This window comes from Micromonospora sp. 15K316 (genome assembly GCF_004348525.1).
In the GTDB taxonomy this organism is placed as follows: Bacteria; Actinomycetota; Actinomycetes; order Mycobacteriales; family Micromonosporaceae; genus Micromonospora.
The window spans coordinates 16,355-29,378 of sequence record NZ_SMKG01000021.1; the positions used below are offsets into that span (position 1 = coordinate 16,355).

Genomic DNA, 13,024 nt, shown 5'->3' on the forward strand with positions numbered 1-13,024 from the left:
GTGGTCCTGGCCGGCTCGACGCGACAGGGTCAGCCGGGCGGCGGCTCGGGACGCAGCCGCAGCCCGTGCATCCCGCCGTCCACGGCGAGCACGGTGCCGGTGGTCGCCGCGGCGAGCGGGCCCGCCAGGTAGGCGATCGCGGCGGCCACCTCGTCGGCGCTCACCAGGCGACCGGTGGGCTGCCGGGCCCGCAGCGCGGCGAGTTCGCCCGCCGGGTCGTCGGCGGCGTCGAGCAGCCGGCGTACCCAGGGGGTGTCCACGGTGCCGGGGTTCACGCAGTTGACCCGGATGCCCTCCCGTACGTGGTCGGCCGCCATCGCCAGGGTGAGCGCCTGCACGGCGCCCTTGCTGGCGCTGTAGAGCGCCCGTTGCGGCAGGCCGGCCGAGGCGGCGATGGAGCAGGTGTTCACGATCGCCGCGTGCGCCGAGGCGCGCAGGTGGGGCAGCGCGGCCCGGGTCACCCGCGCGATCCCGACCACGTTGACGTCGAGCACCCTGTGCCACTCCTCGTCGGAGTTCTCCTCGACGCTGCCGCGCGCGCCGATCCCGGCGTTGTTGACCAGCACGTCGATGCCGCCCAGCGCGTCGGCCGCGGCGGCCACCGCCGCCCGGACGCTGCCGTCGTCGGTGACGTCGGCGGCGAGCCCGAGCAGCGGCGCGGGCACGCCCTCCGGATTCAGGTCGAGGCACGCCACCCGGGCGCCGCGCTCGGCGAGCACTGTCGCGGTCGCCAGGCCGATGCCGGACGCCCCGCCCGTCACCACCGCGGCCAGCCCGGTGAACTCGTTCCGGTAGGTGCTCACCGCGCCACCTCCGCTGCGGGCCGTCCCGGCTCCCCGGGTCGGAGGACCGGCTTCGGCTCCGGGGACGCCGCCGACCAGACGGGACCGTCCGGGTAGGCGTAGTCGGCGAGCGTGCGGGGCCGGATGGTCGCGCTGAACCCGGGTGCGGTCGGCGCGACGTAGCGTCCGTCCCGGATCACCACCGGGTCGACGAAGTGCTCGTGCAGGTGGTCGACGTACTCGATGACCCGGTCGGTCAGCTCGCCGGAGACCGCCACGTAGTCGAACATGGACAAATGCTGCACCAGCTCGCAGAGCCCCACCCCGCCGGCGTGCGGGCAGACCGGCACGCCGAACTTCGCGGCCAGCAGCAGGATCGCGAGGTTCTCGTTGACGCCCGCGACGCGGGTCGCGTCGATCTGCACGTAGGAGACGGCGTCGAGCTGGAGCAGCTGCTTGAAGAGCACCCGGTTGGCGATGTGCTCGCCGGTGGCGATGCGCATCGGGGCCAGCTCGCGGGCGATCGTGGCGTGCCCGAGCACGTCGTCGGGGCTGGTCGGCTCCTCGATCCAGTGCGGGTCGAAGCGGGCCAGCTCGCGCATCCAGGTGATCGCCGTCGGCACGTCCCAGCGCTGGTTGGCGTCGACCGCGATGGGGAAGTCCGGCCCGCAGGCCTGCCGGGCGATGGTCATCCGCCGGATGTCGTCGGCGAGGTCGGCGCCGACCTTCAGCTTGATCTGGCCGAACCCGTCGGCGACCGCCTCCTTGCAGAGCCGGCGCAGCTTGTCGTCGTCGTACCCGAGCCAGCCGGGTGAGGTGGTGTAGGCGGGGAAGCCGGCCCGGAGCAGGTGCTCCTCGCGCTCGGCGCGGCCCGGCTGCGCCGCCCGCAGGATCCGCAGCGCCTCCTCCCGGGTGAGCGCGTCGTCGAGGTAACGGAAGTCCACGAGGTCGACGAGCTCCTCCGGGCTCAGCCGGCTCAGCAGCCGCCACAGCGGCAGCCCCTCCCGCTTCGCCCGCAGGTCCCAGAGCGCGTTGACGACCGCCGCGATCGCCATGTGCATGACGCCCTTCTCCGGGCCCAGCCACCGCAGCTGCGAGTCGTGCACGAGCTCGCGCCAGAAGCCACCCAGGTCGGCCAGCACGGCGGCCACCGGCCGGCCCACCAGGTACGGGCGCAGCGACGCGATGGCGGCGGCCTGGACGTCGTTGCCGCGTCCGATGGTGAAGGCGAAGCCGTGCCCCTCGTGGCCGTCGCCGGAGTCGGTGCGCAGCACCACGTACGCCGCCGAGTAGTCCGGGTCGGGGTTCATGGCGTCGGAGCCGTCCAGCGCGCGCGAGGTCGGGAAGCGGATGTCGGAGATCTCCAGCTCGGTGAAGATCATGCCTGCGCCACCTTCTGGCGTTGCCGGCCCAGACCGTCGATCTCCACCTCGATCACGTCGCCCGCCGTCAGGTACGGCTTCGGGTCCGGCCGGCCGAGGGCGACCCCGGCGGGCGTTCCGGTGTTGATGACGTCACCCGGGTGCAGCACCATGAACTGGCTCAGGTACCGCACGATCTCGGCGACCGGGAAGACCATGTCCTTCGTGCTGCCGTCCTGACGGGGCACGCCGTTGACCCAGAGGCGCAGCCGGAGGTCCTGCGGGTCCGGGACCTCGTCGGCGGTCACCAGGAGGGGGCCGAGCGGGTTGAAGGTCTCGCAGGACTTGCCCTTGTCCCACTGGCCGCCGCGTTCGAGCTGGAACTCCCGCTCCGAGACGTCGTTGGCGACGGCGTACCCGGCGACGCAGGTCAGCGCCTCCTCGGCGCTGGCGAGGTAGCGTGCCGGCCGGCCGATGACGACCGCGAGCTCGACCTCCCAGTCCGTCTTCGTGCTGCCCCGGGGGATCAGGACGGGATCGTCGGGGCCGACGACGGTGTCGGGCGCCTTCAGGAAGACCACCGGCTCCGCGGGCAGCGGCGCGCCGGTCTCGGCGGCATGGTCCCGGTAGTTCAGGCCGATGCAGACGATCTTTCCGGGACGCAGTGGCGGCCCGATCCGCAGGCCGGCGCGGTCCAGCACCGGCAGCTCGTCCACCGCGACGGTGGCGAGCCGGGAGAGCCCGCCGGCCGCCAGGAACGCGGGATCGAGGTCGTCGATCACCCCGCGGAGGTCGCGTAACCGCCCGTTCTCGTCCAGCAGTGCCGGGGTCTCTCGACCCGGCGCACCCACCCGCAACAACCTCACGCGTCGCTCCCCAGTACCAGTTGCAGCAAGACATCCGATGTCTACCAAGGACTGTGGCGCTCCACAAGACCGATTCATCGACGAGCACCGTCCTGTTCGTACGGATTGCGTCACCGATCCCCAGTTCCCGCCCGCACGCTCGCGCCTACGCGGCGCCGGATCGATGAAGTCAAGTCCTTGTTGTGCCGGGCCGCCCTTTGTAGCCTCTGCATGAAACATCCGAGGTGCCGCCGTAGTGGCCTTCGGAACGGCGCAGCCGCGTCAGAGTCCATCCCGGCCCCTCGGACGATCCGGAGACACCCATGGACGACCTCTCCCGGTGGCGGCTCCCGCTTCGGTCGGCGGCGACCGCGCTCCTGGCCGTGCTGGTCGCGGCGCTACCCGTCGGATCGGCGCCGTCCGGGGCGGCCCCCTCGGGCACCCCCACGGACGGCGCCACCGCGCAGACCGGCGGTCCGCTCACCCTCTGGTACGACGAGCCGGCCGCCGACTGGGAGACCCAGGCGCTGCCCATCGGCAACGGCGCCCTCGGCGGCATGGTCTTCGGCCGGGTGGCGACCGAGACGGTGCAGTTCAACGAGAAGACGCTCTGGACCGGCGGACCGGGCTCGGCCGCCGGCTACGACTTCGGCAACTGGACCTCGCCGCGTCCCGGGGCCATCGAAGAGGTGCAGCGGCTGATCAACGAGCGTGGCCGCCTCGCCCCGGAGGAGGTGGCGAGCCGGCTCGGCCAGCCCAAGAGCGGCTTCGGCTCGTACAACACCTTCGGGGACCTGTCGCTGCGGCTCACCGAGGACCCCGGCGCGGTCCAGGAGTACCGCCGCGAGCTGAACATCGGCCGGGCCGTCGCGAGGGTCTCCTACCTCGACGACGGGGTGCGCTACACCCGGGAGTACTTCGCCAGCAACCCCGACAAGGTTCTGGTGGTCCGGCTCAGCGCCGACCAGCCGGGGCGGATCGGCTTCACCGCCGGCGTCACCGCGCCGGACAACCGGTCCAAGGCGGTCACCGCGAGCGGCGGTCGGATCACCTTCGCCGGCGCGCTCACCGACAACAAGCTCCGGTTCGAGTCCCAGATCCAGGTCACCGCGCAGGGCGGCGCGGTCACCGACGGCGCCGACGGCACCGTCACCGTGCGGGACGCCGACACGGCCACGCTGGTCCTCGCCGCGGGGACCGACTACGCCCCGACCTACCCCGCCTACCGGGGCGCCGACCCGCACCCGACGGTGACCGCAGCGGTGGACGCGGCGGCGCGCAAGACGTACGCCGACCTGCTCGCCGCGCACACCGCCGACCACCGCGCCCTCTTCGACCGGGTCCGGCTCGACATCGGGCAGGCGATGCCCGGGGTGCCGACCGACGAGCTGCTGCGCGCCTACACCGGCGGCGCCGCACCCGCCGACCGCGCGCTGGAGGCGCTCTTCTTCCAGTACGGCCGCTACCTGCTGATCGCCTCGTCACGGGCCGGCTCGCTGCCGGCGAACCTCCAGGGTGTCTGGAACAACTCCACCAACCCGCCCTGGGACGCCGACTACCACGTCAACATCAACCTCCAGATGAACTACTGGCCGGCCGAGCTCACCAACATCTCGGAGACCACCGCGCCGCTCTTCGACTACGTCGACTCGATGGTGCCGCCGGGGCAGGTGACCGCCCGGGAGATCTACGGCAACCGGGGCTGGGTGGTGAACAACGAGACCAACATCTACGGGTTCACCGGGCTGCACAACTGGGCCACCTCGTTCTGGTTCCCCGAGGCCGGGGCGTGGCTCGCCCAGCACTACTGGCAGCACTACCAGTTCACCCGGGACCAGCGGTTCCTGAGAGAGCGCGCGTACCCGGTCATGAAGCAGCTCGCGCAGTTCTGGCTCGACGAACTCGTCGTCGACCCGCGCGACGGCACACTCGTCGTCTCCCCGAGCTACTCCCCGGAACAGGGCGACTTCACCGCCGGCGCCTCGATGTCCCAGCAGATCGTCTGGGACCTCTTCACCAACACCGTCGAGGCCGCCGGGATCGTCGGCGGCGACAACGCCTTCCGCAAGGAGCTGCGCGCCGCGCTCGCCGACCTCGACCCGGGCATCCGGGTCGGCTCGTGGGGGCAGTTGCAGGAGTGGAAGGAGGACCTGGACGACCCGGAGAACGAGCACCGGCACGTGTCGCACCTGTTCGCCCTCCACCCCGGCGCCCAGATCACCGCGCTGGACGACCCGGAGCTGGCCGACGCGGCCCGGGTCTCGCTCACCGCGCGCGGCGACGGCGGCACCGGCTGGAGCAAGGCGTGGAAGATCAATTTCTGGGCCCGGCTCCTCGACGGCGACCACGCGCACAAGATGCTCACCGAGCAACTGCGACAGAGCACGCTGCCCAACCTCTGGGACACCCACCCGCCGTTCCAGATCGACGGCAACTTCGGCGCCACCTCCGGCGTCGCGGAGATGCTGCTGCAGAGCCAGAGCGGCGAGGTCCAGGTCCTTCCGGCGCTGCCGAGCGCCTGGAAGGACGGCTCGGTCAGCGGACTGCGTGCCCGCGGCGACCTCACCGTCGACACGACGTGGTCGGCCGGCGCCGCGACCGAGATCGCGGTGACCGCCGGTCGCGCCGGCGAGGTCCGGCTGCGCAGCCCGCTCTTCGCCGGTCCGTTCCGGATGGTGGATGCCACGACCGGCAAGCGGGTCGACGCCGAGGTCCGCGGTGAGCGGGTCACCTTCCCGGCCAAGCCCGGACACCGCTACGTCGCCACCTCCGGGGTTCGCTTCGCCGTCGACGCCCCGACGACGCTCGAGGCCGACCAGCCGGGGACGGTCTCGGTGAGCGTCGCCGCCGCGGAGAACCTGCCGCCGTCCCGGCTGACGTTGGCCCTGCCGGCCGGGTGGGACGCGCGCCCCGCCCGGTTCGAGGTGCCCCGCCTGCGCTCGGGCGACTCCCAGGTCTACCGGTTCACTGTCACCCCGACCCGGGACGCCGCGGCCGGCAGGAACCGGGTCGAGGCGCGGTTGGTCAACGACAGGTGGCGGGCGTCCGCGTGGACGGCCATCTCCCTGCCCGTACCGCCGCCGTGCGCCCGGCCGGCCCCGGACCGGCCGCTCGTCGCCTGGGACCCCACCAGCGGCGACACGATCGCCGACCGGTCGCCGAACGGACGCACGGCCACCGTGCAGACCGGTGGGGCGTACGTCACCGACGGGCCGACCGGCACGGCGCTGGCCCTGGACGGCGCCCGCTACCTCCGGACCGCCCCCACCACGCTGGGCTTCCTCGAGACGGCCACCTTCGCCGCGGAGGTCAAGGTGACCACGAGCGGCAGCTACCGGCGGCTCTTCGACTTCCAACCCAGCGGCGACCCGGGCACCGACGGCGTGCTGATCGACCTCACCCCCGGCAACCAGCTGCGGTTCATCGGCTCGGGGACCGGCGTCACCACCAACGCCACAGTGCCCCTCGGCCGGTACGTCGACCTGGTTGTCACGATGGACGACGCGGGCACGGTCACCGTCTACCTCGACGGCCGGCAGGCCGGCGCGGCGAAGGTGCCGGACGGCGGCATCGTCGGCTGCGCCACCCGGGAGCTGCGGTTCGCCGCCGATCAGGGCGGCGGGCAGCGGCTCACCGGCGAGCTCGACCGGGTGGCCATCCTGCCCGAGGCGCTCCCGGCCGACCAGGTCGCCACCTGGCAGAGCCGTGCCTTCGGCTGACGCCGCGCGCGGGACGCCCGCCCACCGTCCCCGCCGGCGGCCGGTCCGGCCATTGCGTACCGGTGACCGAGCTGATCGAATAGCCGCGGCCGGTGCGCGTCGGGCCGGCCAGAACCCGAGAGGCGGGTGGCGATGCGGGTCGCACTCTTCGTGACGTGCCTGGCGGACACACTCTTCCCGGCCGCGGCCCAGGCGACCGTCCGGCTGCTGGAGCGGCTCGGCCACCAGGTGGTCTTCCCGCCGGAGCAGACCTGCTGCGGGCAGATGCACGTCAACACCGGCTACTCCGCGCAGGCCCTGCCGCTGGTACGCCGCCACGTGCGCGCCTTCGAGGCGTCCGACGTGGTGGTCGCCCCGTCGGGCTCCTGCGTCGGCTCGGTACGGCACCAGCACGCCACGGTGGCCCGCCGGGCCGGTGACGAGCGGCTGGCCTCGCGCGCCGAGGCGGTCGCCGGACGCACGTACGAGCTCTCGGAGTTCCTGGTGGACGTGCTCGGGGTGACCGACGTGGGCGCGTACTACCCGCACCGGGTGACGTACCACCCGACCTGCCACTCGCTGCGCATGCTGCGGGTGGGGGACCGGCCGCTGCGGCTGCTGCGGGAGGTCCGCGGCCTCGACCTCGTCGAGCTGCCACAGGCGGAGCAGTGCTGCGGCTTCGGCGGCACCTTCGCGGTGAAGAACGCCGACACCTCCACCGCGATGCTCGCGGACAAGCTGCGCCACGTCCAGTCCACCGGCGCCGACGTCTGCGCGGCCGGCGACGCCTCCTGCCTGATGCACATCGGCGGGGGCCTGGCCCGGCTGCGCACCGGCGTCCGTACGGTGCATCTGGCGGAGATCCTCGCCTCGACCGAGCGCAGCGGCAGCACCGGCCGGACGGCGGTGCGGGCATGAGCCGCACCTTCCTCGGCATGCCGGGGACCGCGCCGCCCGGAGTCGGGCACCTGCGCGGCGCGGAGCCCTTCCCGGCCGCCGCCCGGCGGGGCCTCGCCGACCCGCAGCTGCGTCGCAACCTGGGCCACGCCACCACCACCATCCGCGCCAAGTCGGGTGCGGTCATCGGCGAACTGCCCGACTGGCAGGCCCTGCGCGAGGCCGGCTCGGCGATCAAGACCGACGTCCTGACCCGCCTGCCGGAGCTGCTCGAACAGCTCGAGGCCGCGGTCACCGCGGCCGGCGGAGTCGTGCACTGGGCCGCGGACGCGGTGGAGGCGAACCGGATCGTCACCGAACTGGTCGCCGCGACCGGCAGCGACCGGGTCATCAAGGTGAAGTCCATGGCGACCCAGGAGATCGGCCTCAACGAGGCGCTCGACGCGGCCGGCATCACGGCGGTGGAGACCGATCTCGCCGAGCTCATCGTGCAGCTCGGCGAGGACCGGCCGAGCCACATCCTGGTGCCGGCGATCCACCGGAACCGGGCCGAGATCCGGGAGATCTTCCTGCGCGCCATGCCGGGCGTCGACCCGTCGCTCACCGACGATCCGCCCGCGCTCGCGGCCGCCGCGCGCCGCTTCCTGCGCGAGACGTTCCTGACCACGCGGGTCGCGATCTCCGGCGCCAACTTCGCCGTGGCGGAGACCGGCACCCTCGCCGTCGTGGAGTCCGAGGGCAACGGACGGATGTGCCTCACCCTGCCCGAGACACTGATCACCGTGATGGGCGTCGAGAAGGTCGTGCCGACCTGGCGGGACCTGGAGGTCTTCCTGCAGCTGCTGCCCCGCGCCTCCACCGGGGAGCGGATGAACCCCTACACCTCGATGTGGACCGGTGTCACGACCGGCGACGGCCCGCAGGCGTTCCACCTGGTGCTGCTCGACAACGGGCGCAGCGCCGTGCTGGCCGACGAGGTGGGCCGGCAGGCGTTGCACTGCATCCGCTGCTCCGCCTGCCTCAACGTCTGCCCGGTCTACGAGCGCGTCGGCGGGCACGCCTACGGGTCGGTGTATCCGGGTCCGATCGGCGCGGTGCTGTCGCCGCAGCTCACCGGGGTGGAGGACAATGCCTCGCTGCCGTACGCCTCGACGCTCTGCGGCGCCTGCTACGACGCCTGCCCCGTGAAGATCAACATTCCGGAGCTGCTGGTGCACCTGCGCGACCGGGCGCCGCACCCGAGGGCCGAGACCGCGGCGATGGCTGCCGCCGCGTACGTCATGGACCGGCCGGCGCTCTACGCGGCGGCGCAGCGGGCGGCCCGGCTCAGCCGCTTCGCCGGCCGCCGTGGTCGCGGACTTCCCCCGCCGCTCTCCGGCTGGACCATCGGCCGTGACCTGCCGCAACCGCCGGCACGCACGTTCCGCGAGTGGTGGGCGCAGCGGTGAGCGGCCGGGAGGAGGTCCTGGCCCGCCTGCGGGCCGCCCGCGGCGCCGTGCCGCCCGCATCCGCCGAGACGCCCCGCGACTACCGGCCGGCGGGCCGAGCCGCCGACCTCGACCTGCTGGTGGACCGGCTCACCGACTACCGGGCCACCGTGCACCGCTGCGCCGAGCCCGAGGTGGCGGAGGTCGTCGACGCCGTCCTCGGCGGCCGGCGGATCGTGGTGCCGCGCGAGCTGCCCCGACGCTGGCTGCCCGCGTCGGTCACGGCCGTGGCCGACGACGACCTCAGCACCGCGCAGGTCGCCGCCGTCGACGGGGTGGTCACCGCGGCGGCCGTGGCCGTCGCCGAGACCGGCACCATCGTCCTGGACGGTGGCCCCGACCAGGGCCGGCGGCTCATCACCCTCCTGCCCGACGTGCACGTCTGCGTGCTGCGGAGCGAGCAGGTGGTGGCGGGGGTGCCGGACGCGGTGGCCCGGCTCGACCCGCGGCGCCCACTCACCTGGATCAGCGGGCCCTCCGCCACCAGCGACATCGAGCTGAACCGGGTCGAGGGCGTGCACGGCCCCCGGAACCTGCACGTGGTCCTCCTGGCCCCTGACGCCCGCTGATCACCCGGGCGCCGCGTCCCCGCCCGATCAGCCCCGAGCCGGCTCGTCGGTCACGACGTCGAACGCCGCGATCTGCGCCGGGTCGGCCACCGCCTCGATGCCGATGATCCGGTCGGTGACGACGAAGGTGAGCACGATGCGGGTCCGCCCGCCGATCACCACGACGGCGCCGGGCGCGGCGTCCACGAACGCGGGGACCGCGGCCACCGCCCGGCCGTTGAAGAAGGCGGCGACGGTGGCCGCGCCACGGGTCTCCGGGGCCGATCCCATGCCGACGGCCGCCGGGTCGGCCCGCAGCACGACGTGCGGGTCCAGCAGGGTGACCAGGTCGTCGAAGCGACCTTCGCGGGACGCGGCGAGGAACGCCTCGACGACGTGCCGTTGACGCGCCGGATCCGTCTCCCGGACCTGCCCGCCGGCCTGCACCCGTCGGCGGGCCCGGCTGGCGATCTGCCGTACGGCGGCGGGACTGCGGTCGACGACGGCGGCGATCTCGTCGAAGGAGACCGCGAACATGTCGTGCAGCACGTACACGAACCGCTCGGTGGGGGCGAGGGTGTCCAGCACGACCAGCAGCGCGTGGCCGACCGACTCGGCGCGCACGATCTCCCGCTCCGGGTCGACGGGGTCACCGTCCGCCGGAGCGTCCAGCGGCGCGCCGTCGTCCCACGGCTGCTCGGCGTGGGCGGTACGGGACCGCAGGCGGTCGAGGCAGACCCGGCCGACGGCGGTCGTCAGCCAGCCGGCGAGGTTGTCGATCCCGTCCGCCTCCGCCCGGGCCAGCCGCAGCCAGGTGTCCTGGACGGCGTCCTCGGCCTCGGCGCCGGAGCCGAGCATCCGGTGGGCCACCGCCCGCAGGTGTGGCCGGTGCTCCTCGAACCGCCGGGCCAACAGGTCGGCGTCGCGCATGTCCGCACACTCCTTCACCGGTGCCGGTGTGACGGCAGCCACATCTGTCACGCCGTCGGGTCGGCGGTCGACATACCGGTGAACGGGCCGGGGCGTCGTGCCACGACGGACACCGGCCAGCCTAGAGGGAGGGACGGACAGAAATGATCATCGAACCGCGTATCGCGAACCCCGCGGGGCTGCTGCCCGACGCCGTGAAGGGCATCAACCTGCTGTACAAGGCGGCCCACTCGGCCGGCGTGCCGCAGAGCACCCTGGAGCTGGTGCACCTGCGGGCCAGCCAGATCAACGGGTGCAGCGCCTGTGTCGACTCGGGAGCCCGGGGGATGCGCAAGGCGGGGGAGACCGACGAGCGGCTCTTCGCGGTGGCCGTCTGGCGCGAGACGCCGTACTTCACGGAGGCCGAGCGGGCCGCGCTCGCGCTCGCCGAGGCCGCGACCCGCCTCGCCGACCGGCCCGACGCCGTGCCGGACGACGTCTGGGCGGAGGCCGCCCGGCACTTCGACGAGAAGGAGCTGGCGGCGATCGTGCTCTGGATCGCCACCACCAACTTCTTCAACCGGATCAACGCCGCCACTCGCCAGCCGGCCCCGCAGAACTGGGGCTGACCCGACGCGGCGGACCGGGACGGACGGCGGCTGGCGGCCGTCACCCTCCCCGGTCCGCCGGTGGGCCGGGCGGGCACAGGGGGCTGTGCGGCGCGGCACGGAACCCTATGCTGGCGACCGTGCGGGATCGGCGGTTGGCACTGCTCTGGTCGGCGTTCGCCGTCGTGACGCTGGTCTCCGCCGCGCTCGTCCTGCGACGCGAGGACCGCCTCTCCGACCTGCACATCTACTACGGGGCGTTGCTCGACCTACGCGCCGGGCGCCCGCTCTACGGTTACGTAGCGGAGAACGGCGGCCCCTTCACCTACCCGCCGTTCGCGGCGCTCGTGCTCTGGCCGATCACGCTCGTGCCCGAGTCGGTGGTGCAGATCGGCTGGCTGGTGGCGACCTGCGCGGCGGTCGTCGCCGTCGCGGTGCCGGTGGGCGCCGTGCTGGCGCGGGGACGGTCCGGGCGGCAGGTGGCGGTGGCGGTCGTGGCGCTCGCGCTGATGCTCTCCGCCCCGGTGCAGAGCAACCTGCGCTTCGGTCAGGTCAGCATCTTCGTCGTGCTGCTGGCGCTGCTCGACGGCATGGAGGTCGTGCCACCGCGGCTGCGGGGAGTGCTCGTCGGCGTGGCGTCGGCGATCAAGCTCACCCCACTGCTCTTCGTGGTCTACTTCCTCGCCGCCGGACGCTACCGCGACGCGGCCCGCGCGGCGGCCACCTTCCTCGCCTGCGCCGGGCTGGCGGCCGCCGTCCTGCCGGGGGAGAGCTGGACCTACTGGGCCGGGACGATGCTGGAGACCAGCCGGATCGGCAACCTCGCCTCGCTGGGCAACCAGTCGCTGCACGGGATGCTGCTGCGGCTCGGGGTCGACGCGGGATCCCTGCCGCTGCTCTGGGCCGGCCTGGTGGGGGTCGTCTGCGCGGTGGCGCTGCTGCGTGCCCGGCAGCTGGCGACGCAGGGGTGGCCGGGGCACGCCGCGGTGCTCGTCGGTTGCGCCACCGTGGCCGCGTCACCGGTCTCCTGGACGCATCACCAGGTCTGGCCGGTGCTGGCGGCGATGCTGCTGATCGGGACCACGGGGGTGGCCCGCCGGGCGGCCGGCGTCGCGCTGCTGGCCACGATGGTGGTGTCGCTGGGTGCCGCGCTGAGCGCCGTCTCGATGCGGCCGGGAGTGCAGTTCCTGTTCGAGAACGCCCGCGCGCTCGGCGTCGCCGCGCTCTGCCTGACCGGGTTCGGCGGGGTCGCGGTGGCGGCGGCCCGTTCCAGACGCCCCCGGACCACCGGTCGCGCCTGGCTCCGTACGGGGGTCGCGGCGGCGACCGCCGTCGCGTTCTTCGCCGTGCAGCCGCTGCCGGCGGGCGCGGACCCGACCTTCAAGGCGTACGCGGTGGACGACGTGGCGAACCCGCGGTACTTCTTCGTCTGCCGCGGCCCGGCCGAGTGCGCCTCCTACGACACCGGCGGGCCGGTCACCTTCGGCACCAGGACGGAGAAGACGAAGGTGCGGGTGAACGGGGTGGTGTCGACGGAGGTGGCGCGGCTGGAGTACCACTCGGCTCCGGGCGGCGCACCGCGGGTCATCCCGCTGCTGTCGCCCTATCCCGGGCCCCGGGTCTTCTCGTTCCGGTCCGCGACGATGACACACGGCCGCCTCGTCGCCTACGGCACCGACGGCCGTCCGATCGCGACGTTCGACGACGAGCTCGCCGCCGCGTTCGCCCGCTAGCCGGGCGCCGTGATCGACTCGAGTTCAAGGAAGTCGGGGCCTCCAAACCGCCTGAGACCCCGACTTCGCAGAGCTCGAGTCGATCATGGCGTGTCGGACCTCGGTCGCGGATCCGGCCCGGGCGGGGGGCGACGCGCAGAGCCCGGTCGTGGCCGG

General features: G+C 73.6%; 10 protein-coding genes. 6 read left to right on the forward strand and 4 right to left on the reverse strand.

What is annotated here, in order from left to right; translation table 11 throughout:
* Window positions 1-29 precede the first annotated feature (29 nt).
* Genes E1211_RS07830 through E1211_RS07840 form a run of 3 tightly spaced genes read right to left on the reverse strand, consistent with a single transcriptional unit; the run spans window position 30 to window position 3,009 of the window.
* Window positions 30-803 carry an SDR family NAD(P)-dependent oxidoreductase gene (locus E1211_RS07830; RefSeq protein ID WP_132346924.1) on the reverse strand — a complete coding sequence of 258 codons (774 nt, stop codon included), beginning with the start codon at window positions 801-803 and terminating at the stop codon, window positions 30-32.
* Window positions 800-2,164, reverse strand: coding sequence for an L-fuconate dehydratase (locus tag E1211_RS07835; protein WP_132346926.1), 1,365 nt, complete (start codon window positions 2,162-2,164; stop codon window positions 800-802). The genes E1211_RS07830 and E1211_RS07835 overlap by 4 nt, the downstream gene beginning before the upstream one ends.
* Entirely contained in the window at window positions 2,161-3,009 is an 849-nt protein-coding gene (locus E1211_RS07840; protein ID WP_132346928.1) for a fumarylacetoacetate hydrolase family protein, read from the reverse strand. Before E1211_RS07840 ends, E1211_RS07835 begins: the two co-directional genes overlap by 4 nt.
* 302 nt (window positions 3,010-3,311) lie before the next feature.
* On the opposite strand from E1211_RS07840, the gene E1211_RS07845 reads away from it, so the two are divergent.
* From E1211_RS07845 to E1211_RS07860, 4 genes are all read left to right on the forward strand, one after another.
* Window positions 3,312-6,707 (forward strand): glycoside hydrolase N-terminal domain-containing protein, encoded by a 3,396-nt coding sequence (locus E1211_RS07845; RefSeq protein WP_132346930.1) that lies wholly within the window; start codon window positions 3,312-3,314, stop codon window positions 6,705-6,707.
* A gap of 132 nt (window positions 6,708-6,839) precedes the next feature.
* Entirely contained in the window at window positions 6,840-7,604 is a 765-nt protein-coding gene (locus E1211_RS07850; protein WP_132346931.1) for a (Fe-S)-binding protein, read from the forward strand.
* On the forward strand, window positions 7,601-9,031 hold the full coding sequence (locus tag E1211_RS07855; RefSeq protein ID WP_132346933.1) for a LutB/LldF family L-lactate oxidation iron-sulfur protein: 1,431 nt from the start codon (window positions 7,601-7,603) through the stop codon (window positions 9,029-9,031). The genes E1211_RS07850 and E1211_RS07855 overlap by 4 nt, the downstream gene beginning before the upstream one ends.
* Window positions 9,013-9,639 carry an LUD domain-containing protein gene (locus E1211_RS07860; protein WP_207915295.1) on the forward strand — a complete coding sequence of 209 codons (627 nt, stop codon included), beginning with the start codon at window positions 9,013-9,015 and terminating at the stop codon, window positions 9,637-9,639. Before E1211_RS07855 ends, E1211_RS07860 begins: the two co-directional genes overlap by 19 nt.
* 27 nt (window positions 9,640-9,666) lie before the next feature.
* On the opposite strand, the gene E1211_RS07865 is transcribed toward E1211_RS07860, so the two are convergent.
* Window positions 9,667-10,548, reverse strand: coding sequence for a sigma-70 family RNA polymerase sigma factor (locus E1211_RS07865; protein ID WP_132346935.1), 882 nt, complete (start codon window positions 10,546-10,548; stop codon window positions 9,667-9,669).
* 143 nt (window positions 10,549-10,691) lie between these two features.
* Between E1211_RS07865 and E1211_RS07870 the strand changes: the two genes are divergently transcribed.
* Window positions 10,692-11,156 carry a carboxymuconolactone decarboxylase family protein gene (locus tag E1211_RS07870; RefSeq protein WP_207915296.1) on the forward strand — a complete coding sequence of 155 codons (465 nt, stop codon included), beginning with the start codon at window positions 10,692-10,694 and terminating at the stop codon, window positions 11,154-11,156.
* A gap of 119 nt (window positions 11,157-11,275) precedes the next feature.
* Window positions 11,276-12,868 carry a glycosyltransferase 87 family protein gene (locus tag E1211_RS07875; protein WP_165947203.1) on the forward strand — a complete coding sequence of 531 codons (1,593 nt, stop codon included), beginning with the start codon at window positions 11,276-11,278 and terminating at the stop codon, window positions 12,866-12,868.
* The last annotated feature ends 156 nt before the right edge of the window (window positions 12,869-13,024 follow it).